The organism is Flavobacterium sp. B114r (genome assembly GCF_056824125.1).
On record NZ_CP124858.1, the window covers coordinates 1231301 to 1257516 of the forward strand.

19 protein-coding genes and 1 pseudogene are annotated in these 26216 nt (G+C 34.8%); 7 read left to right on the forward strand and 13 right to left on the reverse strand.

Annotation, left to right across the window (positions count from 1 at the left end; translation table 11 throughout):
• Positions 1–61 precede the first annotated feature (61 nt).
• The 6 genes from QLQ94_RS05515 to flxA form a co-directional block, all read right to left on the reverse strand.
• On the reverse strand, positions 62–940 hold the full coding sequence (locus QLQ94_RS05515; RefSeq protein ID WP_271335107.1) for an LpxL/LpxP family acyltransferase: 879 nt from the start codon (positions 938–940) through the stop codon (positions 62–64).
• On the reverse strand, positions 940–1194 hold the full coding sequence (locus QLQ94_RS05520; RefSeq protein ID WP_271335108.1) for an acyl carrier protein: 255 nt from the start codon (positions 1192–1194) through the stop codon (positions 940–942). The genes QLQ94_RS05515 and QLQ94_RS05520 overlap by 1 nt, the downstream gene beginning before the upstream one ends.
• On the reverse strand, positions 1187–2422 hold the full coding sequence (locus QLQ94_RS05525; RefSeq protein ID WP_271335109.1) for a beta-ketoacyl-[acyl-carrier-protein] synthase family protein: 1236 nt from the start codon (positions 2420–2422) through the stop codon (positions 1187–1189). The genes QLQ94_RS05520 and QLQ94_RS05525 overlap by 8 nt, the downstream gene beginning before the upstream one ends.
• Positions 2423–2595: 173 nt before the next feature.
• The gene (gene flxB / locus QLQ94_RS05530) at positions 2596–3327 is read right to left on the reverse strand and encodes a flexirubin biosynthesis SDR family reductase FlxB (protein WP_271335110.1); all 732 of its coding nucleotides are present in this window, start codon (positions 3325–3327) and stop codon (positions 2596–2598) included.
• 26 nt (positions 3328–3353) lie between these two features.
• Complete coding sequence (locus QLQ94_RS05535; protein ID WP_271335111.1) at positions 3354–4586, reverse strand: WG repeat-containing protein; 1233 nt, start codon at positions 4584–4586, stop codon at positions 3354–3356.
• 42 nt (positions 4587–4628) lie between these two features.
• Positions 4629–6149 (reverse strand): flexirubin biosynthesis tyrosine ammonia-lyase FlxA, encoded by a 1521-nt coding sequence (gene flxA / locus QLQ94_RS05540; RefSeq protein ID WP_271335112.1) that lies wholly within the window; start codon positions 6147–6149, stop codon positions 4629–4631.
• A 101-nt stretch (positions 6150–6250) separates the two neighbouring features.
• Between flxA and QLQ94_RS05545 the strand changes: the two genes are divergently transcribed.
• The gene (locus QLQ94_RS05545) at positions 6251–7504 is read left to right on the forward strand and encodes an NAD(P)/FAD-dependent oxidoreductase (RefSeq protein WP_271335113.1); all 1254 of its coding nucleotides are present in this window, start codon (positions 6251–6253) and stop codon (positions 7502–7504) included.
• Between the two features lie 76 nt (positions 7505–7580).
• Here QLQ94_RS05545 and QLQ94_RS05550 read toward each other — a convergent pair.
• The 6 genes and pseudogenes from QLQ94_RS05550 to QLQ94_RS05575 form a co-directional block, all read right to left on the reverse strand.
• Positions 7581–7973: pseudogene (locus QLQ94_RS05550) on the reverse strand (helix-turn-helix domain-containing protein).
• Between the two features lie 66 nt (positions 7974–8039).
• Positions 8040–8645, reverse strand: a complete 606-nt coding sequence (locus QLQ94_RS05555; protein ID WP_271335114.1) for a hypothetical protein — start codon at positions 8643–8645, stop codon at positions 8040–8042.
• Between the two features lie 124 nt (positions 8646–8769).
• Entirely contained in the window at positions 8770–10455 is a 1686-nt protein-coding gene (locus QLQ94_RS05560; protein ID WP_271335115.1) for a sodium/sugar symporter, read from the reverse strand.
• A 285-nt stretch (positions 10456–10740) separates the two neighbouring features.
• Entirely contained in the window at positions 10741–11796 is a 1056-nt protein-coding gene (locus tag QLQ94_RS05565) for a UDP-glucose--hexose-1-phosphate uridylyltransferase (RefSeq protein WP_271335116.1), read from the reverse strand.
• Positions 11797–11812: 16 nt separating this feature from the next.
• Positions 11813–12973 (reverse strand): galactokinase, encoded by a 1161-nt coding sequence (gene galK / locus QLQ94_RS05570; RefSeq protein ID WP_482499298.1) that lies wholly within the window; start codon positions 12971–12973, stop codon positions 11813–11815.
• Positions 12974–13018: 45 nt separating this feature from the next.
• The gene (locus QLQ94_RS05575) at positions 13019–14125 is read right to left on the reverse strand and encodes an aldose epimerase family protein (RefSeq protein WP_338083383.1); all 1107 of its coding nucleotides are present in this window, start codon (positions 14123–14125) and stop codon (positions 13019–13021) included.
• Between the two features lie 64 nt (positions 14126–14189).
• Here QLQ94_RS05575 and QLQ94_RS05580 point away from each other — a divergent pair, with 64 nt between their 5' ends.
• The 3 genes from QLQ94_RS05580 to fsa all read left to right on the forward strand — a co-directional run bounded on the left by QLQ94_RS05580 (position 14190) and on the right by fsa (position 18721).
• The gene (locus QLQ94_RS05580) at positions 14190–15188 is read left to right on the forward strand and encodes a GntR family transcriptional regulator (RefSeq protein WP_271335118.1); all 999 of its coding nucleotides are present in this window, start codon (positions 14190–14192) and stop codon (positions 15186–15188) included.
• Positions 15189–16000: 812 nt separating this feature from the next.
• On the forward strand, positions 16001–18055 hold the full coding sequence (locus QLQ94_RS05585) for a transketolase family protein (RefSeq protein ID WP_482499299.1): 2055 nt from the start codon (positions 16001–16003) through the stop codon (positions 18053–18055).
• Positions 18056–18064: 9 nt separating this feature from the next.
• Positions 18065–18721, forward strand: coding sequence for a fructose-6-phosphate aldolase (gene fsa, locus QLQ94_RS05590; protein WP_271335120.1), 657 nt, complete (start codon positions 18065–18067; stop codon positions 18719–18721).
• A gap of 394 nt (positions 18722–19115) precedes the next feature.
• Here the strand turns inward: fsa and QLQ94_RS05595 are convergent, their stop codons facing one another.
• Positions 19116–19805 carry an NUDIX hydrolase gene (locus QLQ94_RS05595; RefSeq protein ID WP_427401115.1) on the reverse strand — a complete coding sequence of 230 codons (690 nt, stop codon included), beginning with the start codon at positions 19803–19805 and terminating at the stop codon, positions 19116–19118.
• 643 nt (positions 19806–20448) lie between these two features.
• Between QLQ94_RS05595 and QLQ94_RS05600 the strand changes: the two genes are divergently transcribed.
• The 3 genes from QLQ94_RS05600 to QLQ94_RS05610 all read left to right on the forward strand — a co-directional run bounded on the left by QLQ94_RS05600 (position 20449) and on the right by QLQ94_RS05610 (position 26212).
• Positions 20449–23418 carry a SusC/RagA family TonB-linked outer membrane protein gene (locus tag QLQ94_RS05600; protein ID WP_482499300.1) on the forward strand — a complete coding sequence of 990 codons (2970 nt, stop codon included), beginning with the start codon at positions 20449–20451 and terminating at the stop codon, positions 23416–23418.
• Between the two features lie 31 nt (positions 23419–23449).
• Positions 23450–25012 carry a RagB/SusD family nutrient uptake outer membrane protein gene (locus QLQ94_RS05605; protein WP_482499301.1) on the forward strand — a complete coding sequence of 521 codons (1563 nt, stop codon included), beginning with the start codon at positions 23450–23452 and terminating at the stop codon, positions 25010–25012.
• Positions 25013–25201: 189 nt separating this feature from the next.
• Positions 25202–26212: an arabinan endo-1,5-alpha-L-arabinosidase gene (locus QLQ94_RS05610; RefSeq protein WP_482499302.1), complete on the forward strand. Its 1011-nt coding sequence runs from the start codon at positions 25202–25204 to the stop codon at positions 26210–26212.
• Positions 26213–26216 lie beyond the last annotated feature (4 nt).

A 26216-nucleotide genomic window follows, 5' to 3' on the forward strand; every position in this document is an offset into this window, starting at 1 on the left:
ATTTTAAAAGATTTGAGCAGATTTCTTTTCTAATCTTTGCGGTTAAATTCCCTTTAATTTTTTATTTCAATTGATTCCAAAAATCAAAGTAATTGAACCATTGCAGAGGATATTTTGCCAACATCGATTCTACACTTTCGATATAAGCTTTCAACAATCCTTTTTCGTCACGGTGTTTGACTATCGCTTCTCTTGCATACAAGTGATAATGCAGGTTTGGCTCTTTCATTACGTAAACAAAAACTACGGGAACTTTTAATCTTGAAGCGATTAAAAATGGACCTGCAGGAAAGTTTGCTTCTTCACCAAGGATTTTCTCAGATAGTGATTTGGTACCTTCAAAATAGCGATCGCCTGTAAAACAAACCAGCTCATTATTTGCAAGTGCAGCATTGATCTCGAAAATATGAGACATGTCATCGCTGATAATGATAAATTTAACGGTAGGTTTTTGAGCAACGCTTTCCAGATAATTCTTAATAGCCGAATGTTCTAAATCTGTAGTAACCAGATTAATCTGAAAATCAATGTCGATATCGCCTAAAAAATGTTCTGCGATTTCAAAATTTCCAATATGAGCACTGATTAAAACGCCTCCTTTTTTCTCTGCCAAAAGATTTTTCAGGATTTCGATTCCATCAAATTCATAGGTAAATTTATTTCGCATTCCTGCCGAAATGGAAATTTTATCAATAATAGTCTGTCCAAAAGTGTAGTAACTTTTGAAAACCATTTTTTTAGATTTGAAATGAGAATACTTCAGCCTTTCTCTGAAATAATAAGAAATAGCTTTGTTGCTTTTTTTTAGAAATAAAAAATAGTAAGAAGCAACAAAATAAAGTAAAACATAAGCAGCTTTAACCCCCGCTTTTTTTATTAAAAAAACGAATATTCTATATCCTAAAACAGTTCCTTTTGATTTGCCATCCCATTTGCTCATTAAGCAGTTTTGGCTTTTAATTTGTTTTCAATAAGATCATAAAAGCTTTGAAAAGAATCAATTCCTACGAAATCAACTTCTACTAGTTTTACGCCAAAGTTAGCTTCTATTGAAACTACTAAGTCAACATAATCTAAACTATCTAACCCAAGTGTGTCTTTTAAATTAGCATCTGGTTCAATATCATCATTATCTACTTCAAATTCATCAACTAAAAAACCATTAATTCTTGCTATAATCTCTTCTTTATTCATCGTTTAATTTAAACTTTTTAACCACCAACGCAGAGTTGGTTCCTCCGAATCCGAAGGAATTGGACAAAAATATGTCAAATTTTTTGTATAAAGTAGTTTTGACCAAATTTAATTTGGCTGCATCTTCATCAGGATTGTCTAAATTGATGTTTGGAGCAATGAAATCGTTCTGCATCATTAAGATCGAGTAGATTACTTCACTGGCTCCTGCCATCCAGCATTCGTGACCAGTCATTGATTTTGTGGAACTTACATACGGATTTTTCTCACCAAAAACTTCGAAAATAGCTTTGGCTTCATTACCGTCTCCAACTGGTGTTGAGGTTGCGTGAGCATTTATATAATCAATGTCCGTTGCTTTTATTTTTGCATCATCAAGCGCTCGTTGCATGGCTATAGACGGGCCTTCGACATTTGGCGTAGAAATATGTCCACCGTTTGAAGAGAAACCGTAACCTACGACTTCGGCAATAATGTTGGCGCCTCTTGCAATCGCCGATTCGTAACTTTCAAGAATTAAAGTAGCGCCGCCGCCACTCGGAATTAACCCGTCGCGATCTGCATCAAAAGGACGAGAAGCTTTTTGAGGTTCATTTTCTCTATTCGAAAATACGCCTAAACCATCAAAACTGCTCATCGCATATTTGTTGATTTCCTGAGCACCTCCGGTAATAATAATATCCTGAAAGCCGCTTTTGATTAAAAAATAAGCCAGTCCTATAGAATGTGAGCCACTTGCACAAGCAGCACTTATGGTAAGATTGATGCCACGGAGTTTAAAAATCGTAGATAGATTCATCGTTACCGTAGAATTCATTGATTTAAAAATGGCTCCGGAACCTATTAGTGCGGTGTCTTTTTTCTCGCGAACAATATCTGTAGCATCAATAATGGCTTTTGAGACACTATCATTTCCGTACATAATACCTACTTCACGATTGTCAAAAAAAGTGTCATCGATATTGGCATTCTTCAATGCTTCGATAGTAGCCATATAAGCATACTCGGTTTCTTCACCAATGCTCATACGTTGTCTGCGGGTCAATAAGTTTTTTAAATCAGCTTTCGGGACCATCCCTGTAAGTGCTGATTGAAAACCAAATTCTTTTCTTTCAGAATCAAACTGAATACCGGATTTCCCGTTGTATAATGATTCCTTTACTTCTTCTAAAGAAGTTCCGATACAAGAATAAATTCCCATTCCAGTAATTACAACTCTCTTATTCATCGTCTTTCAAAGTAATTTTTTATCCTTAAAGTATAATTTTTTTTATCTCGCAAAGACGCAAAGTCGCAAAGTTTATTCTTTTTTTAAGTTTTTTTAATTAAAACTTTGCGTCTTTGCGTGCAATTTTCAACGTTTAAAAAAAACTTAAAATAGTCTCTCAAACATAGGAACTATTAAGAATATATTCCTCCGTTTATATTGATAATTTCTCCTGTAATATAGCTTGATTTTTTTGAAATCAAAAAGCTTACCAAATCTGCTACCTCTTCGGCTTCGCCAAAACGATTTACGGGAATCAGTTTCAATAATTCTTTTTCGTCTAACTGGCTTGTCATATCGGTTTTTATAAAACCAGGGGCAACAGCATTTACAGTAATATTTCGTTTGGCAACTTCCTGGGCCAATGCTTTTGTAGCAGCCACGATTGCGCCTTTGGCAGCCGAATAATTCGTTTGTCCGGCCGTTCCTTTTACGCCTGAAACAGAAACTATATTTACGATTCGGCCATATTTATTGCGTAGCATTTTTTGAATTAAAAATTGCGTTACATTAAAAAATCCGTTTACGCTTGTATTCATAACACCGTTCCAGTCTTCGGGAGTCATCCACATAAAAAGACCGTCTTTTGTAATTCCGGCGTTGTTTACTATTGCTTCTACAATCGCTTCAGGATTTGCATCCTGCCATTGTGTTAATGTTTTTTGTACTTCTTCAAAATTAGAAACATCAAAACCTAAGATTTCTCCGGTTGCTCCTAATTTTTGAATTTCCTGAAGTGTTGCTTCGGCAGCAGTTTTATTCGAATGATAATTAATCAGAATATGATAACTAGATTCAACGGCTAATTTTTTACAAATAGCACTTCCGATTCCTCTTGAACCGCCTGTTACTAATACACATTTCATATTATGTAGAATTTATTTTTTAGATGTTACTTCTTCTTTTTAGCTGCAGGTTTCACCGCAGGTTTTGTAGCAGTCTTTGTTTCTGCTTTTGACTTATCAGTAGCAGTTTCAGTTATAACCTTTTTTTCTATTGTTTTTTCTGCTGTTTTCGAAAACAGTTCAGCGTTTTCAAACCATTCATTTGATAATACAGTTCCGTCTGGTTTAAGAAAACCCCATTTTCCTTCATTTTTAACTCTGGCAACACCATCAATAAATCCTTTGTCTTGTTGTACAAACATGGCAATAAGTCCGTTTGCGGTAATACCATATTGTGTTGGAATAACTAGTTTTCCGGCCTCGTTAATGAATCCCCAGTTTTTTTCTTTTACAGGAGCAAGCCCGTTTGAACTAAAAACTTCGGCATCGCTATATGTTGGCGGAATCACAAATTCAGCTTTTGGGTTGATGTATCCCCATTTAGATCCTATACAAACCGGAGCCAGGTTTTTTGAGAATGCTTTTGCTTTATCATATATAGGTAGAATCGTCCAGTTTCCTTTTAAGTCAATGAATCCAATTTTCCCGTTCTTTTTGGCATAAGTCAGATCCTGAGTTTCAAAATCCCAGATCTTTTCAGCACCATCTACCGGAATAAATTTTCCTGCGCTAACGAGTCCAAAAGTTTTGTCCATTCTTGCCCACGCGGTATTTTTAAAATAGTTTCCTATTTCGGCATAAGCAGGTTCAATAATTTCTTTTCCCTCAGTATTGATGATTCCCCATTTTTTGTTCAGTTCGACCCTTGCAAAACCATTTTCAAAAGATTTAATCTGATCGTATTTTGGTTCCAGAACAATGGCCATTTTTGAATTGATTAATCCAACTCTGGTATTTTGTCTGATAAAAGCAACCCCATTATTAAAATCAAATAATTTATCAGAAAACGGTGCTTTCTGAATTTCTCCTTTAGTATCAATATAAACCCAGTCCTTATCTTTTTTTACAATTGCAATTCCGCTGTTAAAATCTTTTGCATCATTAAAAGTTGCCGGAATTACCCAGGTTCCTTTAGTGTCTATAAAACCCCATTTTCCACCGTTTTCTACAGCTGCTAAACCATCAGAAAAACTTTTGGCTGATTTGTATTGAGGTTCAATCTTAAAGTTTCCATCTTTAGAAATGTATCCAATCTTGCCATTTTTTTTAACCAAAGCCAGTTCCTGACTATTAACAAATTGAATAAAGAATACTAATAAAAAAATAAGCGGTTTTTTCATGATTTTAAGGTTCAATATTAATAATGTGAAAAAAGGTATTTATTAACTGTTGATTAGATAATCTTTTACTTTTTGAACAAACGGATACATTACCTGATCTTCTGAAAATACAGGAATGATATTTCTAACGTCATTGTACCATTTTTTAGTAACTGATGAAATTTTATCTTTTTGTTCTAAATAGTCAATTGCCTGAACGATTGTAATCATTTCGATTGCTAATACTTCAAAAGAGTTTTCGATTACTTTTGATGTAATGACTGCTGCATTTGTTCCCATACTTACAATATCCTGATTGTCATTATTGTTTGGGATACTATGAACATACATTGGGTTCGATAACATCTGGTTTTCGGCAGTTGTTGAGGTTGCAACGAACTGAACACCCTGCATCCCGAAATTAAAGCCTAGAGTTCCTAAGTTTACAAATGGAGGAAGGATTTCGTTGATTTTTGAATTCAGTAAATAATTCAACTGACGTTCTGCCAACATGGTTAATTTTGTAATAACAATTTTCAGTTTATCCATTTCAAGCGAAATATAATCGCCGTGGAAGTTTCCTCCGTGATAAACGTGTTTGTTTTTTACATCTATAATAGGATTGTCATTTGCAGAGTTGAATTCGTCTTCAAGAATAGAAGCAACATTATTGATTGTTTCTAAAACCGGACCTAAAATTTGAGGTACACAACGTAAAGAATAATATTCCTGAACTTTTTCCTTGAAAATTTCTTCAGTGTTTTCGCCAGAATATAAATGGTCTTCTCTTTTACGAATCAAAGTACTGTCAGAAAGATTTTGTCTCATTCTTAAAGCTACTTCTTGTTGTCCTTTATGACGTTTGGTTTGGTTTAATTCTTCAGAGAAGTGATCGTCATATGCCTGAACCAATTCGTTGATCGCGCAAGAACATTTTAATGACCAGTCTAATAATTTATTAGCGTGGTGCACATTTACAACTCCAATTCCCGTCATTACAGAAGTTCCGTTGATTAACGCAAGTCCTTCCCTGATTTCTACCTGAATTGGTTTTAAACCTTCGATTTCGAAAACTTCAGGAGTTGGTCTTCTGTCTCCTTTATAAAAAACTTCGCCTTCACCAATTAAAACTAAAGCTAAATGTGATAGTTGTACTAAGTCTCCGCTAGCACCAACACCACCGTGCTCAAAAATAAGAGGTGTAATATCTTTGTTGATCAATTCTGCCATAAGGTGAATTACTGACGGATGAACACCTGAATTACCTAATGATAAAGTATTTAATCGAGCCAAAATTGCTGCTTTTGCACAAACAGGACTTAAAGGTTTTCCTGTTCCTGAAGAGTGACTTCTGATTAAATTGTATTGTAACTGAATTTGGTCAGATTCTTTAATTCTATATTGAGCCATTGGCCCAAAGCCTGTGTTTACTCCGTATATTACTTTATTTCCTGAAAATTCTTTCAGGAAATTGAAGCTTTCGTTTACCCGATTTAAAACAAGATCGCTAATGACAATTTTGTTATTTCCAAAAATGATGGACTCGAATTCTGCTAAACTTAAATATTCATTAATTGTATTCATTAAACTGGTTTTGATTGTGCTAATTTAATTTTATTTATCAAAATAAATGTAGTTATTTTGATGATGGCAAATGTAGGCTAATAATTGATAATATTTTTAATATGATAAAGGAGTTTGTTGATGTTTTAGTGATTGGTGCAGGACCTTCCGGATGTGTCTCGGCATCGTATCTTCACAAAAACAATATTAAGATAAAAGTTGTTGAAAAAACAAAGTTTCCAAGACTTGTGGTTGGGGAAAGCCTTATACCCCGGGTAATGGACCATTTTGCTGAAGCTGAGCTTTTTGAATGTCTTGATGCAATGAATTTTGAAAAGAAATTAGGTGCCCGATTTATCAGAGGAGAAGAAATATGCGTTTTTGATTTCAGTAAAAAATTTGGTGAGGGCTGGGATTGGACCTGGCAGGTGCCAAGAGCTGATTTTGATCATACAATGGCGCAGGAAGTGATTCGAAAAGGGATTGATCTTGAATTTGAATCTGAAGTGCTGGAGGTTTCTTTTGAAGGTAAAAAATCGAAAACGATCGTAAAGGATAAGGACGGAAATCTTAAAGAAATTCATGCTAATTTTATTATAGATTCCAGCGGATACGGGCGTGTTCTGCCAAGACTTTTAGATCTCGATACGCCATCAAAACTAGATCCGCATTCTTCGATATTTACACACGTAAAAGACATTAACAGAACTGAAGGAGAGGAAGGAACTCAGATTTCGTTTGATATTCTCGAAACAGAAGTTTGGTTATGGGTAATTCCGTTTTCGAACGGAAACACCAGTTTAGGGGTTGTAGGCCCAACGGATTATATTAATTCTCTTTCTGAAAATAAAGACAATGCTGAGGCTTTGCGAAATGCGATTCAAAAATCAGATTATTATATCAAAAGGTTTAAAGGAACTGAATTTTTATTTGAACCCGTAAAACTGGAGAATTACTCAAGAGCCGTAAAAAGAATGTACGGAGATGGTTTTGCCCTGACCGGAAATAGTTCTGAGTTTTTAGATCCTGTTTTTTCATCCGGAGTTGCTTTTGCAACCGAATCCGGTATGCTCGCAGCAAAATTATACCTTAAAGAATCAAAAGGAATTGAAGTAGACTGGGAAGTTGAATTTACTGAATACATGAAACGCGGTATTGCTGTTTTTACCACTTATGTAAAAGAATGGTACACCGGAAATCTTCAGACTTTATTCTTTCACCAACCGGAAAACCCTGATGTTAAAGAAAAAATATGTTCTGTTCTTGCAGGATATGTATGGAATGAAGAAAATCCGTTTGTTAAGAAACATGATCACGTAATCAAGAATATGGCGTATTTACTGAATATGCAAAAAGAAGAAAATCAAGGTTCTTAATATAATGTCCAAGAAAAAAGCGCAAATATCTTTTATGATTTTGCGCTTTTTTTATAAAACAACCTTATAAAGAATATTATTTTTCTTTTAACATTTTTTCTAAAAATTCATTCTTCTCTTTTTCAACCTGAATTAAGCGTTCGTAAAGTTCTATCACTTTATCAAGAGGATTAAAAGTTGCAAGTATTAATGTTATTTCCAAAGAAGTTATTAGGACTATCGTTGAAAGTATTAAAATAACTAATCTGTTTTCTTCTGAAAAATTTTAAATTGCTTCAACCTTAACGCCAAGTACTTTTGCTATTTATACCAGCTTTTTACTATCAACTTCTTCGCTTCCTTCAATGCTGGAAACCGTTTGTTGGCTTACTCCCATGGCCTCTGCAAGTATTTCTTGTTTAATACCACGAAGTTCTCTGATACGGCTAATATTTCGGCCAATATGTTTGGGTTTGGTTGCTGTGCCCATATTTCAAAGGTATTTAAAATTCTTTATAATAGGTATTGATAAAAAAACAAATGTTTTGGTAAAATACTATTTGTATGCTTTCTTTATAATCATTTTCGAAAGAGATTTTGCTGTTTTAGCATATCCTTCACCAATTCTGGATTCATTACTAAAGTTACTTCCCCATTGATCTCCCGGAGATTCTTCGCTTGTTATTTCTAGCAGGACATTTGATTTATTGGCAGTTTCAACAAACTTTAGATTTGTAGTAACTTTTGCAGGTTGTTTCATAATTCCGGCATCCCAACCCGGGTAAATCCAAACGGTTTGTACAATTAAGGTATAAGGAGTATTTAAGCCTTCCTGAAAGTTAAGATCTTTTTTTGCTTTAGACAATACAATGTTTCCTATTTCTAAAAATTTAGGCGTCCAGATCTGGTCTTTAGAAACCACCCATCTCTTTTCCCAAAGATTGCCGTTTCCTTTTGCTTTTTTATCCAAATCGGCTTTGTGTTCTTCGATATATTGTGCCTCAGATTTATTTTCTTTCATCATAGTAAAATTACTATAATCAAACTGAGTGTTGATTTCTTTTTGATCTTTTAAGAAATCAAAATTACCCTGAACGACTTTCATGTCCTGTGCGAAGGCAACTCCGGAAATAAGGAATAATGCAAATATTAGTCTTTTCATTTTTTTATAATGTTGGTTAATTATTCGGGGGTAAATGTAAGTGAAATCTTTGTAGAATAAAAAAGAGGATGCTGTTTGTAGCATCCTCTTTAATCTTCAAAAAATAATATAGTAAAAAATTATACTACCAGAATTTAACATACAAAGCCACGATAACCAATAATGTAATTACGATTAAAACTGTAGTTTGTGGTTTTACTTTAAACATTTCAGCGTCTATTTCAAACGCTTTTGGATTTACTTTTGGTCCTGCAAAACTGATTGCGATCATCGCAAGCATAGTAAAGAAGAATGATAATCCCATACAAATATGGAAAGGGATTTCGAATGCACCTTTTCCGTTAGGATACGCTGTGTACAATAAAGTCTCGTTTCCAAAAATCATTGGAGCGTATTCGTTGAACAATACAGAAAGAACAAATCCTAAAATTACACCCACAATTGCTGCAGTTCCGGTAGTTCTTTTCCAGAACATACCAAGAAAGAACATCGCGAAAACTCCGGGGCTAATAAATCCGGTGTATTTTTGGATGTAGGTAAATCCACCAACTCCGCCAATTCCTAAGATATCATTCCATGTAAATAATACCGCTAAAAGCATTGCAGCAAAAACGGCAATTCTACCAATATTTACCTGTTGTTTTTCTCCGGCGTCTTTCTGAATGTATTTTTTATGAATATCCAATGTATAAATAGTCGAGATACTGTTTACTTTTCCGGCTAATGAAGCCACAATTGCAGCTGTTAATGCTGCTACAGAAAGTCCTTTTAAACCTGTTGGCAAGAAAGTCAATACAGCAGAATAAGCTCCGTCTTTTCCTCCGACCAATTGAGGTAAATGTCCGTTTTCGTAAAGAACGTAAGCAGCAATACCAGGTAACATTACGATTAATGGCATTAATAATTTAAGCATCCCTGCAAACAAAATACCAGTACGGGCAGTTTGCAAATCAGCACCTAAAGCTCTTTGAGTAATGTATTGGTTACAACCCCAGTAGTTTAAGTTGATGATCCAGATACCGGCAAGGTAAGACATCAAACCAGGAAAAGTTAAATATTTATCGATATCAAGCTGAGAAGATGTTGCAGTTGGTTTTGGGATAATCATTTTGAAATGCTCAGGAGCTTCTCTCATTAAAACCTTGAAACCGGCAATAGCATTTTCACCTACTCCAAAATATTGTCCAACAGTTGTTAGTGCGATGTATGAAGTAACCAAGCCTCCAATGATCAAAACAGCAACCTGAATAACGTCTGTATACGCCACGACTTTCATACCTCCCAAAGAGATAAATAAAGCGAACACTGCCAAACCTATCATGATCACGTGCAGATATTCTCCCCCCGCTAAACCATTAATAGCAACAGCCCCTAAATATAAAATAGAAGTTAAGTTTACAAATACATATAAAAACAACCAGAAAACTGCCATAATTAATGCAGTCGATTCATTGTAACGTGTTTTTAAGAATTGAGGCATCGTATAAATCTTATTTTTAAGATATACCGGAATAAACCAGACTGCTACGATAATCAAAGCAATAGCGGCTAACCACTCATAAGCAGCAACAGCGATTCCTAAAAAGAAACCTTCACCACTCATCCCGATGAATTGTTCAGCTGAAATGTTTGATGCAATTAATGATGCTCCAATAGCCCACCACGTTAAGTTTCCTTCGGCCAAAAAGTAAGCCTTAGCATCTTGTTCGTCTTGTTTACGTTTGCGGTAAACAGTGTAACCGTAGGCAGAAACTACGATGAAATAAATAATAAAAACCGCATAATCTGCGAAAGCGAGGTTCTGGTTCATTGTTAGTAGTATTTTAAAAATTAGTATAGGTGATTGTTTGTTTAATTTGGTTTTTTAAAAATCATTAGTTTAGGATAATTTTCAAACTAAGATTTTGTTATTTGTATTCATTTAAAAATAAGATATGTGTTTTTATTCTGTTATTTTTTTATCAAAATAAGAATGAAAGCCAAAAGTAAAATAAAAAATTATAAATACGCTATTTACAAATGTGTTTTTTACATTTATAAATAAATTATTATGTTAAATTTTAAATTGGCTTTCTGTAAAAGGACTTTTGATGGTTTATTTCTTAGTCGATTTATAATGCACATCTGATTGTTGTCTTAAAATTTCGGCACTTTTTTCAGGAGTGATATCTCGCTGCGATTCGCCCAACATTTCATATCCAACCATGAATTTCTTAACCGTTGCTGAACGCAATAACGGCGGATAAAAATGCATATGGAAATGCCATTCAGGATGGTCTAAACCATCTGTTGGAGCCTGATGAATTCCTGATGAATAAGGGAATGAAGTACTGAACAGGTTGTCGTACTTAATCGTTAATTGTTTTAAAATAACAGCAAAAGCATTCGTTTCATCAGCTGTAAAATCCGTAATCTTATTAACAGCCCTTTTGCTGATAATTATAGTTTCGTATGGCCAGATTGCCCAAAACGGAACAAGTGCTACAAAGTGATCATTTTCGATCACAACACGATCTCCGGTTTTTAATTCCGCTTGCAGGTAATCTTCAAGAAGTGTTCTGTTATTTTTATCAAAATAAGTTTTTAGGCTGTTTTGTGTTTTCTCTACCTGAGTTGGCAATGATGATTGCGCCCAGATTTGCCCATGCGGATGCGGGTTGCTGCAACCCATAACACTTCCCTTGTTTTCAAAAATCTGAACGTGGTTAATATACTTGATATTTCCTAAATCAGTATATTCTTTTTGCCAGGTCTTGATAATGTTTTCAATTCCTTCAATTTCCATTTCAGGTAAGGTAAGATCGTGTCTTGGCGAGAAGCAAACCACTCTGGAAATTCCCTGTTCCGGTTTTGCTTTAAAAAAAGTATGTTTTATATCTTCTTCAAAAATAATCTCGTCCTGCTTCATAGCAGCAAAATCATTTTCGAACACAAAACTGCTCTCGTAATTCGGGTTGTTTACTCCGTTTGCGCGAACATTTCCCGGACACAAATAACAAGTTGGGTCGTAATTAGGTAATGCTTCAGTTGCAATTGTTTCGTTTTGTCCTTGCCAAGGTCGTTTTGCACGATGAGGTGATACTAAAACCCATTCGTTGATTAAGGGATTGAAACGTCTGTGAGGATCTTCATTAATGTCAAAATTTTTCATTGTAATTCTTGTGGTATTAAAGTAGTGTAGTTCCGTTTGAGATTTTTACATCATAGAATTTTAATTTAATCCCAAATGTATCTAAATAAAGATTTGAAAACTTACTTTTCACCTCATTTTCATGTCCTTTTTTAATCAAATTGATAGTACAGCCTCCAAAACCGCCTCCCATTAGTCTGGAACCAATAATAGCATCATCAGATTTTGCAGTATCTACCAGCATATCCAACTCGGCACAACTTACTTCATATTCTTGCGATAAACCATAATGAGTTTCAAAAAGTAATTGTCCTAAAAGTTCTATATTTCCGCTGTCAAGAGCCTCACAAGCCTTTATAACACGATTAATTTCTTTTACAACATAATATACCCTCTTAAAAACAGTAGGATTTATTTTATCCTGAATGCTTAAAAGCTGCTCTTCAGTGCAATCCCTGAAACTTTTTACTTCAGGAAAATTGTTTTTTATAATGGCCAGCCCTTGCTCACACTCAATTCTTCGGGTATTGTATTCAGATGTAAAAAGAGAATGTTTTACATTGCTATCAAACAAAATCAAAGAGTAATCTTTAAAATCAGCATTGTGATATTCAAAATCCAATGTGTTGCAATCTAATTTTATCACTTTATTTTCAAGACCGTGAACACTTGAAAACTGATCCATAATACCACAATTGATACCCACCCAGTGTTCTGCTTTTTGTCCTAATAAAGAAATATCAATTTTTTCAATCTTTAAATCAAAAAGCGCTGCAATTCCATAAATCATTCCGCATTCTAAAGCCGCCGAAGAGGATAATCCCGAACCAACCGGAATATTACTGCTAAAAACACAGTTGAAACCTTCAAACACAAATCCGTTATCCTGCAATTGTTTGATAACGCCGCGAATATAATTGGTCCAGACAACGTCGCTTAATTTGATTTCCTCAGTCAGATCAGCCTCAAATTCTTCGTTTAAATCGATCGCGATTATTTTAGATTTTTTGGTGTTGCTCTTCTCGAAGGCAAAACAAATAACTTTGTCGATTGCTGCAGGTAAAACATAACCGTCATTATAATCAATATGTTCCCCAATGATGTTGATTCTTCCCGGAGAAAGTACCACTTTTTGAGCAGCAGATCCAAAAGATTTCTCAAAAAAAGCAGTAGTGTTCTGTATTAAAATGTCATTCATTATTTTGTAATTGAAATGGTAATATCTTATAATTCGTAAACTTTTTTAATTGATCGATTTGTTTATATTTTCAAATTTATAAACTGTTTTCTGCTGGTATTCCGTACCTTTTTTCAAAACCGAATTCGGAAAATGAGTGTGATTAGGTGCGTCCGGATAATTTTGAGTTTCAAAACAAATTCCGCTTGACGAATGGTATTTTGTATTTGCTTTTCCTTTTAAAGTATCAGAACATTTCCCGCCTACATATATATGTACACTTGGCTGATCCGTGTAAACGCTCATTTGCAAATTGTTTTTAGAGCTGTACAATTTTGCAACAGCATCATTTGTAGCTTCAATTACAAATGAATTATCAATAGATGCCGGAGCATTTTTAGGTATTCTAAAGTCAAAATCATGATCAGAAAGAGCAGTGAAATTTCCTGTTGGGATATTCTCTGAATCTATTTCCAGTATTTTATCAGAAGCAATAAACAGTTTTTGATCCAAAACAGAACCCTCATGACCATCGAGATTAAAATAACTGTGATGCGTTAAGTTGATAACAGTATCTTCTGTTGGGGTAGCTTTGTATTCCAGCTTTAATTCATTTTCTTCGGTTATCGTATACGTTAAATCTACGTGTAATTCTCCGGGAAAATTTTCGTCTAAATCCTCACTTAAAAGACTTAATGTTATTGACGGATTTTCTCCGGAAGTTGCATTAGTAACATTCCATACTTTCTGTCCAAAACCAATATTACCGCCGTGCAATGCATTTTTGCCATTGTTTATATTTAACTGAAATGTCTTATCGTTTAATGTAAACTTGCCTTTGTTTATTCTGCCCGCATAACGGCCAACAGTTGCACCAAAATAAGGAGCACCTGGTAGGTTATAAGAAGCCAAATAAGATTCTAAGGTATTAAAACCCAAAACAACATCTATAAGACTATCATTTGAAACCGGAATTTGCAATAAAGTTACAGTAGCACCAAAATTAATTATCTGTACCTTCATTCCGTTTTTATTAGACAATTCAAAAGCAAGAATTTCTTCGTTTTCTGGTGTTAAACCAAATGATTTAGATATAGATACATCTTGAAAATGCGATATATGTTTTATTTCCATATTATTATTACCAAAAGTGAAATCCAAAAATAGAAACATTTCGTTATCTTTCCATACCAGTACCTACCAGTTTTTTGTATATTGCACCAAAATCACTTTTTTTATGAATATTATTTCGATTCAAAACAACATCGGTCTGCCAAAATATAAGCAGATAATTCTTTCAATAGAAAAAGCAATTGAAGAAGAAAAATTGGTAAAAGGCGATCGTCTTCCGTCTGTTAATAAAGTGTGTCTGGCATTTTCGTTATCGCGTGATACTGTTTTATTAGGATATGATGAACTCAAAAAAAGAGGTATTATTTATGCTATTCCAGGCAAGGGATATTATGTTAAAAGCGTTGAAGTCACTATAAAACAGAAGGTTTTTCTGTTGTTTGACGAATTAAATAGTTTCAAGGAAGACATCTATAATTCGTTTTTGCAGCATATTGGTAAAAATGTACAGGTCGATATTTTCTTTCATCATTTTAATCCGCAGGTTTTTCAAAAACTCATAAACGACAGCAGCGGAAATTATACAAAATACATCATCATGCCCACCAACTTCACTGATGTGGCAAAATTTATAAAAACCCTACCAGTAAGTGAAGTTATCATACTGGATCAGACCAATCCGGAGCTTAAATTGTATCCGGCAATTTATCAAAATCATGAAAAAGATATTTTTGAAGGTTTGTTTAATGGGAAATCGAGGTTAGGAAAATATGAAAAACTGATTTTGATTTTTCCCGGATTCAGAGAACCACTCGGAATGAAAATTGGTTTTGAAGCTTTTTGTGCCGAATATAATTTTGAATATGAAATCATCACAGAATTTACTGATCGCAAAATTACTTTAGGAGATTTATACATTATACCCAATGATCGTGATTTAGTGCGCGTAATCGAAAAAGCAAGAGATCAGAACCTGAAATTAGGAATCGACCTGGGGATTATATCCTATAATGAAACGCCATTAAAAAAGATTGTAGCTAACGGAATCACAACAATTTCGACCCATTTTGAAACAATGGGAAAAATTCTGGCAGACATGGTTCTTAAAGGTAAGAAAGAACAAATAGAAAATAAATCATCGCTTACAATGCGTAATTCTTTGTAAAGGCTTTCTATTTTTTTTTTAGGAGCTAATCCCGCTATCCGTTTCAATCTTTTGTGGCTCCCGATAGCTATCGGAAGCCACAAAAGGATTTCCACTTCTATCGGGGCTAGGACACTCATTTTCATAACAATATTTTCGTTTAGTTTGTCATCCTGATGCAGGAATGATCCACAAGAAGCTCGACAAAAATTGCGAAATTACTAGTGTGATCCGTCGTTCCTCAGGATGACAAGATTATGGTTACTTGATATTGAATAAATAAAAAAGAATAAAATCCGTTTTTAATCCGTGTTTTTACGAAGTAAATCCGTGTCATCCGTGTGCTATGACAAAGATTACGGAATTACGAGTGTGATCCTTCGTCCTCAGGATGACAAGATCGTGGTTAATTTATGAACAAAAATAAAAATCTGTTTTTAATCCGCGTTTTTACGAAGCAAATCCGTATCATCCGCGTGCTATGACAAAGACTGCGTAATTATTTTGTTGTGTTACGAGTGAGATTCTTCGTTCTGTTGAAAATGAATATTGTGTTTAAACTTTGCTTCTTAACGCTTTTGTGAGATTAATTTTTTTAACCAATATCTCATAATACAAACCGTTAATGTATTAAATTCCTAAAATTTTAATTAAAAAAACAAGGAAACAATTTTTTTGTTTTTGTAGAATTATTTTACATACATTTGTAAATGTAAATTTTACACTTATAATTTGTTTCCTGCTATATAGAACGAGCTCTATTTGAAATTGAGTTGAAACAGATAAAAACCACTATTGACCAAACCAAACCAACTTAAAATTACAACTTAGCAATGAATGAAAAAATAGACCAATTATCGGCAGATAATATAAGAGCTCTGGCCATTTCGATGGTCGAAAAAGCAAATTCAGGCCATCCCGGAGGATCTATGGGAGGCGCAGATTTCATGCATATTTTATATACTGAATATCTAAAATACGATCCAACAGATATGAACTGGATCTTTAGAGATCGTTTTTTTATGGATGCCGGACATCTTTCGGCTTTAATGTATGCACAATATCATTTGCTTGGCAATTACGAAAAATCAGATCTTGAAAATTTCAGGCAATGGGGTTCTGTAACTCCCGGTCATCCTGAAATTGATGTAAAAAGAGGGGTCGAAAATACTTCAGGACCTTTGGGTCAGGGTCATGCGATGGGAGTTGGAGCGGCAATTGCTGCGAAGTTCTTATCAGCAAGATTTGAGAATTTATTTGATCATAAAATATATGGTTTTATAACTGATGGAGGAGTTCAGGAAGAAATCTCACAAGGCGCAGGAAGAATTGCGGGGCATCTTGGACTGAACAATTTTATTATGTTTTATGATTCAAATGATGTGCAGCTTTCGTCGATGACAGATGAGGTTACAACGGAGAATACGGCGATGAAATATGAATCCTGGGGTTGGAAAGTAATTACAATTGATGGACATAATCATACTCATATTCGTTCAGCATTAAATGCAGCTCATGCCGAATTAGAAAGACCAACTTTGATTATTGGGCGTACTATAATGGGAAAAGGCTGTGTAACTGCTGACGGAACTATGTACGAAGGACAATGCGAATTGCACGGAAAACCTATTGGTGCTACAAAGGCGAATTTCGAAAAAACATTGCTGAATCTTGGTGCAAATCCAGAAGATTCATTTGCAGTTTATAACGATGTTGCAGTTCATTATAAAGAAATTTTAAAAAATAAAACAGAAGAAGCTTCGAATAGAAAAGTACAAATCTCAGCCTGGGAAAAACAGAATCCTGAATTGGCAACAAAGATGAAACATTTTTTTAATGGAGATCTTCCCACTCTGGATTTTGCCGGTATTACTCAAAAAGCAAATGCAGCAACTCGTGATGCATCGGCGGCAGTTCTGGGATATTTGGCTGAAAATGTAGAGAACATGATTGTTTCTTCGGCAGATTTATCCAATAGTGACAAAACAGATGGTTTCCTGAAAAAATCTTCGATTTTACAAAAGAATAATTTCAAAGGAGGATTTTTACAAGCCGGTGTTGCCGAATTGACGATGGCAGCAATTGCGAACGGAATGGCGCTTCATGGTGGTGTTATCACCGTTGTGGCAACGTTTTTTGTGTTTTCAGATTATATGAAACCGGCAATTCGTTTGGCGGCAATTCAGGAATTACCGGTAAAATATGTCTGGACACACGATTCTTTTCGCGTAGGCGAAGATGGGCCAACACACCAGCCAATCGAGCAGGAAGCCCAAATTAGATTATTGGAAAAAATTAAAAATCATTCCGGTGCTCAGAGTTTATTGGCTTTGCGTCCGGCAGATGCTGTCGAAACTTCGGTTGCGTGGCAAATGGCACTTGAAAATAAAAAGACACCAACAGGTTTAATTCTTTCCAGACAAGATATCAAAGATCTTCCAACAAATGGGAAATCAAGATTTGAGGAAGCTTCCCAGGCTAAAAAAGGAGGTTATCTGGTAAAATCAAATCAGAATCCAGATATCACTTTGATCGCAAACGGATCAGAAGTTGCAACACTTATAGAAGCCGCAAATGAGCTCGAAAAGGATTTTAAATTAAATATAAATGTGGCTTCTATTATTTCAGAAGGACTTTTTAGAACTCAATCTTTAGAATATCAGGAAAGCGTTATTCCAAAAAATTCATTGGTCTTTGGGCTTACTGCGGGACTTCCTGTTAATTTAGAAAATCTGGCGGGCAGTAACGGAAAGGTCTTTGGATTGGATCATTTTGGCTATTCAGCACCGGCATCAGTTTTAGATCAGAAATTTGGATTCACGAGTGAAAATGCCCGTAAAGAGATCCTTAAATATTTAGAAGAAAACAATTATAACTTATCAAAATAACAGAAAGAAATGAAATTTTTTATAGACACAGCAAACTTAAAAGATATTAAAGAAGCCAATGATTTAGGCGTTTTAGATGGTGTAACCACAAACCCTTCGTTAATGGCCAAGGAAGGAATTACAGGAGCTCAGAATATTCTGGACCATTATATTAAGATCTGTGAATTGGTTGATGGTGATGTAAGTGCCGAAGTAATTTCGACAGATTTTGAAGGCATGATTGCAGAAGGAGAAAAGCTGGCGGCATTGCACCCGCAGATTGTGGTAAAAATCCCGATGATCAAAGATGGTGTAAAAGCAATCAGGTATTTTTCGAATAAAGGAATCAGAACCAATTGTACACTGGTGTTTTCTGTTGGTCAGGCATTATTGGCGGCAAAAGCGGGAGCAACGTATGTATCGCCATTTATTGGCCGTCTTGATGATGTTTCTACTGACGGGATGGTGCTGATTGAAGATATCAGATTGATTTATGATAATTATGGTTACGAAACCCAGATACTGGCAGCTTCAGTGCGTAATGTAATGCACATTATAAATTGTGCCAAAATTGGTTCAGATGTTATCACCGGACCATTGAGTGCAATTGAAGGTTTGCTAAAACATCCGCTAACGGATATTGGGTTAGCTACTTTTTTGGCTGATTATCAAAAAGGAAATAGTTAAAGTAATTTTTTTTGGCCCACGGATTTAACGGATGAAATTGGTTGTCGCAGATTTAATTTTTTTTAAAAGGGATAGCAAATTTAAATTTATCAGGCAGATTTGATAAGGATAAAAACCCGTGAAAATCAGTTTAATTTGTTTGATCCGTGGCTAATTATAAATAATAATTTTTGTTTAGTTTTTTAGTAATTTTATTTGAAGAAAAAACCCTGAGAGTTTGTGGCTTTCAGGGTTTTATTTTTATTTGTTTTTTCACGCAGATTTTACAGATTCATACAGATTTAAATTTAGATCTGCTCTAATCTGCAAAATCTGCGTGAAACTTTTTTAATCTTAATATTTGTCATTTAAAAAAATCAGTGAAAATCAGTTTAATCCGTGGGCTAAACTTTCTCTACAAATTCAATATAAAATCGTTAAGTAATTTTTCCTCATATTTTTCCTTGTTAAAAGTGTATAGATAAGATCCTTTGCGGGAAGACTGCATATCTTTTTCCTCTAATTTATTTAGAATTTCTAAAGAATTGATCTTGCTGATAAAGTTTCGTTTGTCTAATTCCTTGCTTAAGATTGCTTCATATAATTCTAACAATTGACGCATGGTAAATTTTTCCGGCAACAACTCAAAACCAATTGGTTTTATCGAAGTTCTGTAACGAAGTCTTCTAATTGCTTGCTGTACCATTTCGTCATGGTCAAAAATCAAATTTGGGGCATCCGTAATACTAAACCATTGTGCGTGATAATTCTTGATCAATTCAGCATTATGATTTTCGATATTAATCAAAGCATAATAAGAAACTGAAATGGTTCTTTCTACAGGATCACGATCGATTTCGCTATACGCATATAATTGCTCCATATAGATATCGTTTAAACCGGTATAGGTATTTAAGATTCTAATAGCAGCATGATCTAAAACTTCATCGCGTTTTAGAAAACCTCCAATCAAAGACCATTTTCCCTTTTCAGGCTCAAAATCTCTCTTGATTAAAAGGATTTTCAACCCCTCATGGTCGAATCCAAAAATGATACAATCTACTGCTAATAAGACTTTATCTGCAGTGCTATAACTGTTTAGCATATTCAATTTTTTATTGGTAAATATATAAACTTCCTAATTCGTTTCATAATTTATTAATGTAGATTTTACACTTACATTAATTCCTACTCAAAAATAGAGTTAAAAAAACAACTTTTCACATAAAATTAATGACGACTTTTTCTTTTTGTGATTTTTTTAAGAGCAAAACAGGATAGATACAGGATACTTTTTTGAAAAAATGTACAAACAAAATTTGAAAATTAGTAGTCAAAATCAGTTTTTATTTACAAAAATAACGATTTTATTCCCTTCAAATATTTATAAAAAAGCCTATTTAGTAAATTTTTTCAGACTCCCTTTTTTTGATTAAAAAGAGCCTTTTTGATAAAAAGTGTAGATTTTACACAAATAAGTATTAGAAAAGAGCTTTCTTTTTGAAATAAACGTGATTTTTTAAATGTTATGTTTACACTTAATTTGCGATATGCATTTTTTTTACAACCTTTTTTTGTGAAATTAATTTGTTTTTGAGGTTTTTTTTTATTTAAATTTACAAATGTAGAATTAACACTTATAATTATACGCTAACCAACTTAAACTAACCAATATGATAACAAACCAAAAATTATTTTTTTATTGCAATTTTTTATTGCCAAAAAAAGAATGGCTTTTAGCATTAATAATGCTAGTATTTTCAGCCCATCAAATGTCGGCGCAGGACAAATTGATTGGTGGAGTTGTTACTTCGGCTCAGGACAAACTGCCTTTGCCGGGTGTAAATATTTTGATAAAAGGAACCAAAACAGTTGTTACAAGTGGTTTTGATGGAGAATATTCGATTAAAGCATCTCCAAATGATGTTTTAGTCTTTTCATTTATAGGATTTCAAAATCAGGAAATATCAGTAGGAAATCAAACAAAAGTGAATGTTGCTTTGAGCGAAGACACCAATAAACTAAATGAGGTAGTAGTTGTAGGATACGGAACACAAAAGAAATCTGATCTTACAGGTTCGATAAGTGTGGTTGATATGGAAGCTGCTAAAAAAACGATAACCTATGATCCTGCAAAAATGCTTCAGGGCCAGGTTGCCGGTGTTACAGTACAATCGTCAGGAGAACCAGGAGGTTTTGTAAATGTAAAAATCAGAGGTATAAATTCATTTACAAACAACAATCCTCTTTTTGTTATTGACGGAATGATCGTTGATAGTCCAAATGATTTTGCGCCTGGTGATATCGAATCGATGCAAGTTCTAAAGGATGCATCCTCGGCTGCTATTTATGGAGTTCAGGGAGCAAACGGAGTTGTAATTATCACGACCAAAAAAGGTAAAAATGGCAAACTTGACATTAAATTCAAATCATTAGTAGGACTTCAGAATGTGGCTAAAAAATGGGACCTGACAGACAGAGTCGGCTATCAGAAAATTACAACTGCTGCTGAATTAAATGCCGGATTAACTGTTGCTCCGGGAAATGACCCAACAAGTCCTTCTTATATAAAAAATGTAAATACAGATTGGCAAAAAGAGGCTTTTCAAACAGGGATTATCCAAAATCAATCGCTTACACTTAATGGCGGAGCTGAGAATTTAGGCTATAATATGAATGTAGATTATTTTAAAAATACAAGCTATTTAAATTCCCCGCAAGATTATGAAAGATTATCGACCAATTTAAATTTATACGGTAAAAAAGGAAAATTTAAATACGGTTCTAAGATTGGTTATACACAATCTGACAAAGAGAATTTCAACGAATATAATGCAGGTCAATCAGCGATTGTTGATTTACTGGGCGCTATTCCAACGATGCCTGTTTATGATCCAAACAGACTTGGCGGTTACGGTGGTACAGATGTTTTAACGCAAAGAGCCATTTCGATGAATGTAATTGGGTTTAATAATTTAATAACGAATAACGGAAAAAGAAATCGTTTCATTGGAGATATCTGGGGAGAACTTGAAATCGTTAAAGGACTTAAATACAAACTAGATGTAAGTTATGATAGATTAGATTGGCAAAACAGAAAATTTAATCCACCAAGCAATCTAGGATGGTACTATATTACAACGAATGAGAAGGCTGCATTAGATCTTGAAACCGGAAATCAGACCAGAACATTCCTGAATAATTTATTGACATATGAAGTTTCGCTTGGTAAACATAAAATTGATGCGCTAGCGGGGTGGATTCAGGAGAAAAAGGATTTTTATAAACTATGGAATAAAGGTGTTGGTTATACGCCGGGAGAGATCAGTCAACTTCAATATGCTGATTCAAGAGATGGAGGAGAATATAAAAGTACGATTACGAATATTTCGTATTTAAGCCGATTAAATTATTCTTATGATGATCGTTATTTTATTACCGGAAACTTCAGACAAGATAAAACATCACTTTTTAGTGAAAAGAATAATACGGGTAATTTCTACTCTTTTTCAGGAGCCTGGAAAGTTAGTAACGAAAAATTTATTCACTTACCGGAATGGTGGAATACAATTAAACTTAGAGGAGGTTATGGTATTTTAGGAAATAATACGATTGGAGTATATGCATATTCACCAACTATTAATGCTTTTGCAGGATATGATTTTAACAATGCATTAGCACCTGGAACTACGGTAGTAAGTGCAATTGATCCGGATGTGCATTGGGAAGAAACTTCGACTTCGAATGTTGCTCTTGAGTTAGGATTTTTTAATAACGATTTACAAATTACAGCAGAATATTATCAAAAAAAATCTACAGATTTATTAATTGGAGTTCCGTTGCCTTTTTCAACAGGAGCATTTCCGGCAAACGTAGTAACAAATGCAGGAGCAGTTAAAAACAGTGGTTTAGAATTTTCAGCAAGTTATAACAATAACCATCATAAATTTAAATATAGCATTTCGGCCAATATAGGAACTTTAAAAAATGAGGTTTTACAAATTGGTCGTGACGGAAATCCAATTTACGGGGCAGCTTCAAAAACAGAAGTAGGAAGATCTATTGGTGAACTTTTTGCTTATGAAACGGCAGGGATTTTTCAGAATGCGGCAGATTTAGCTGCGTCACCAACGCAAACTAATGCAGGTATTGGAGATATTAAGTTCAAAGATGTAAATGGCGATGGTAAAATTACAGATGCTGACAGAACTTTTCAGGGAGTTGCGATTCCAAAATATAGTTACGGATTTAATTTTAGTGCTAATTATAAAAACTTCGACTTTTCGATGTTTTGGCAAGGAAGCGGTGGAAACAAGGTATTCAACGGATTGTACCGCAATTTAATGACAGAACAATACGGAAACAGCAGTGTTGATGCATTGAATTACTGGACTCCAACAAATACAAATACAGATGTACCACGTCCGATCATTGGAGACCCAAATGCAAATTCAAGAGACTCTAACAGATTTATTGAAAGTGGCGATTATATCAAATTGCAAACATTGGAAATAGGATATTTAATCCCTGTTCCTAAAGACACTTTTATTCAAAAAGCGAAGATATTTATCAACGGACAAAATTTATTAATTATTAGTAAATACAAAGGCTACGATCCGGATTTTAATTACAATGACGGATTATTTTCCAGAGGATACGATGCGGGATCTTTCCCTAATCCAAGAACAATTTCTATGGGTGTTGAAGTAAATTTTTAAAACTATCCTAATCAATTAAAAACGTATTAAAATGAAATATAAAATATTTAACTATATAACGGTTTTCTTTTCAGTAACTGTGCTAACAACAAGTTGCGTTGATAATGAAGACTTACTTCAGGTTGATCCTAATGTTGAAACAGCAGGCTCATTCTGGAAAACAGATGAGGATGCGGTTGCAGGTATAAACGCTGTTTACAGTAGTTTAATAACAGATGGTACTTATATGCGAAGTACTCCTTTATTATTAGATGCAAGATCTGATGATGCCCGCACCAATAGTCCTTGGGGATCGATGTATAATGCAGGCAGATTCAATTCAAATGTAGCTGATGCTTCTATATATGGCTGGGCTTACGAAACCTATTATCAGGGAATTTACCGTGCGAATCAAGTTTTGGCAAATGTTCCAAATATCGCAATGACTAATGCAGCGCTAAAAAACAGAATTTTAGGGCAGGCTTATTTTTTGAGAGGACTTTACTTATTTCATGCAGTAAACATGTTTAAAAACGTGCCGGTTCCAACAAACATTGCAGTAAAATATCCACAGAAAACAGAAGCAGAAGGTTGGGCACAAGTCATTGCAGATTTTACAGCTGCGGCTGAGTTATTACCTACTTCATATGCTAGTGTTTCAGGTTTAGATAGCGGGGAGGCAGGACGCGCAACAAAAGGGGCGGCTCTGGGGTATCTGGGAAAAGCGTATTTGTTTACTAAGGATTTTGATAAAGCCAAAACTACTTTCAAACAAGTTATTGACTTAGGTGTTTATTCCTTAGTATCAAACTATCGCGATAATTTTACAACTGCTAATGAAAATAATTCAGAGTCACTTTTTGAAGTACAAATGAGCAGAGAGGCCGGAGGCGTTGCATTAGGCTGGGGAGGTATTCCAGCTTCAAATTGGGGAAAAACTTCAGCGCGCGCTATCACTTATGCACCAAGAGGTTTTGGATGGACGGATGTGCAGCCTTCGCATGCATTATTCAACGAATTTCATGATGAGAAAACTCAATCAGGAGATCTGGATCCTCGTTTAGATGCCACTATATTTTACAATAAACCAGGCGGGATGAAATTGTATGGACAAGATTTTGCAACGTACTACGCAAAAAGCCCTGCTGATTTGAATGATATATTCTGTAGAAAATATCAAAATTCAGATGGAGAATTTGAAAGCGAAATGGATTGGCGTTCAGGTATTAATGAACGTTTATTACGTTATGCCGATGTTCTTTTGATGTATGCCGAGACTTTAAATGAAACTGGTGATACTCCTGGGGCATACGGATATATTCAAATGGTAAGAAACCGAGTTGGTTTACCAAATCTAGCCACTACAAAACCAGGAATGTCACAAGCTCAAATGAGAGAACAAATAGGGCACGAAAGATTTCTGGAGTTCCCACTTGAAGGACACCGTTTTGATGATATTCGTCGTTGGGGATGGTTGCAGGATGCTACAAAATTAGCTTGGTTAAGATCCAGAGATGCTGAGTTTAATTCGTATACAACGGGAAGAGAATTTTATCCAATTCCGCAATTAGAAATGGATAACAATCCCGGAACAATACAGAATGATAGTTATTAAAGTTTTCAGTCGCAGTCACAGTTTGTAGTCACATTCTACACTGAAAAACTGAAAACTGAGACTGCAAACTGCAACTAAGAATACTAATATCATGTAGAGACCTAAAAATCTTTACATGATATTATCTTAAAAATATAGAATGAGATTTTAAGAGATAATTATTAACACAAAGACTAAAAATTATAACAAATGAAAACAATTACAAGTTTGGTTTTATTAGCAGTATTATTAGTAAGTTGTCAAAATGAAGATGTCATAATCCCTTCAAATGAGGATGCAGCCGCAATTGCACTAACTCAAAATTCTCAAACAAAAAATCTAACAGCAAAAACAGTTACCGGAACAGTTCCGTCACACGATCCAAGCACAATTGTAAAAAGCGGAGTCAATTATTATGTCTTTACAACAGGCGATAATATCCCAATGACCTATTCTACAAACTTAACAACCTGGACTTGGGGAGCATCAGTATTTACTTCTACACCAAGTTGGATCACAGGATATGTTCCCGGTTTTGTAAAAACATTTTGGGCGCCGGATGTAGCGTGGTTCAACAATCGATGGAATATGTATTATTCCTGTTCTACTTTTGGTGCAGCCACATCAGCAATTGGTTTAATAACTGCTCCGGCCATAAGTGCTTCAGCAGGAACAACCTGGACAGACAGAGGCGTTGTGGTTTCATCGTCTTCATCTTCAGATGTAAATGCAATTGACCCTTCAATATTAGTAGACGGAAGCAACGTTTATATGGCCTACGGTTCCTGGCATGCCGGAATTGGAGTTATTCAAATTAATCCATCCACAGGAAAAACAACAGGAAGCAGAACCATTGTAGCAGGCGGAAGCAGCGCCAGTTGGGAAGCTCCTTGTTTAATCAAAGAAGGAAGTTATTACTACATGTTCGTTAACCGAGGCAATTGCTGTAATGGAGTAAACAGTACCTATTATATTGTAGTAGGTCGTTCGACAAGTCCGTTTGGACCATTTGTAGACAAAAACGGAACAGCACTGACAAGTGGCGGTGGAACAACAGTTTTGGCTACACAAGGAAACTATATAGGACCAGGACATTTATCCAGAATTGTAGGAACCCAAAAAGGATCTGTTCATTATTATGACGGAGCCGATAGCGGAAATCCAAAGCTCGAAATCGTCTATTTTACATGGTCATCAGGATGGCCAACACTTTCGTATTAAAAAC

Bases quoted from the DNA above. Each gene is read 5' to 3' on its own strand.
- QLQ94_RS05515 (WP_271335107.1), bottom strand. From the start codon at position 940: ATGAGCAAATGGGATGGCAAATCAAAAGGAACTGTTTTAGGATATAGA.
- QLQ94_RS05520 (WP_271335108.1), bottom strand. From the start codon at position 1,194: ATGAATAAAGAAGAGATTATAGCAAGAATTAATGGTTTTTTAGTTGAT.
- QLQ94_RS05525 (WP_271335109.1), bottom strand. From the start codon at position 2,422: ATGAATAAGAGAGTTGTAATTACTGGAATGGGAATTTATTCTTGTATC.
- flxB (WP_271335110.1), bottom strand. From the start codon at position 3,327: ATGAAATGTGTATTAGTAACAGGCGGTTCAAGAGGAATCGGAAGTGCT.
- QLQ94_RS05535 (WP_271335111.1), bottom strand. From the start codon at position 4,586: ATGAAAAAACCGCTTATTTTTTTATTAGTATTCTTTATTCAATTTGTT.
- flxA (WP_271335112.1), bottom strand. From the start codon at position 6,149: ATGAATACAATTAATGAATATTTAAGTTTAGCAGAATTCGAGTCCATC.
- QLQ94_RS05545 (WP_271335113.1), top strand. From the start codon at position 6,251: ATGATAAAGGAGTTTGTTGATGTTTTAGTGATTGGTGCAGGACCTTCC.
- QLQ94_RS05555 (WP_271335114.1), bottom strand. From the start codon at position 8,645: ATGAAAAGACTAATATTTGCATTATTCCTTATTTCCGGAGTTGCCTTC.
- QLQ94_RS05560 (WP_271335115.1), bottom strand. From the start codon at position 10,455: ATGAACCAGAACCTCGCTTTCGCAGATTATGCGGTTTTTATTATTTAT.
- QLQ94_RS05565 (WP_271335116.1), bottom strand. From the start codon at position 11,796: ATGAAAAATTTTGACATTAATGAAGATCCTCACAGACGTTTCAATCCC.
- galK (WP_482499298.1), bottom strand. From the start codon at position 12,973: ATGAATGACATTTTAATACAGAACACTACTGCTTTTTTTGAGAAATCT.
- QLQ94_RS05575 (WP_338083383.1), bottom strand. From the start codon at position 14,125: ATGTTTCTATTTTTGGATTTCACTTTTGGTAATAATAATATGGAAATA.
- QLQ94_RS05580 (WP_271335118.1), top strand. From the start codon at position 14,190: ATGAATATTATTTCGATTCAAAACAACATCGGTCTGCCAAAATATAAG.
- QLQ94_RS05585 (WP_482499299.1), top strand. From the start codon at position 16,001: ATGAATGAAAAAATAGACCAATTATCGGCAGATAATATAAGAGCTCTG.
- fsa (WP_271335120.1), top strand. From the start codon at position 18,065: ATGAAATTTTTTATAGACACAGCAAACTTAAAAGATATTAAAGAAGCC.
- QLQ94_RS05595 (WP_427401115.1), bottom strand. From the start codon at position 19,805: ATGCTAAACAGTTATAGCACTGCAGATAAAGTCTTATTAGCAGTAGAT.
- QLQ94_RS05600 (WP_482499300.1), top strand. From the start codon at position 20,449: ATGCTAGTATTTTCAGCCCATCAAATGTCGGCGCAGGACAAATTGATT.
- QLQ94_RS05605 (WP_482499301.1), top strand. From the start codon at position 23,450: ATGAAATATAAAATATTTAACTATATAACGGTTTTCTTTTCAGTAACT.
- QLQ94_RS05610 (WP_482499302.1), top strand. From the start codon at position 25,202: ATGAAAACAATTACAAGTTTGGTTTTATTAGCAGTATTATTAGTAAGT.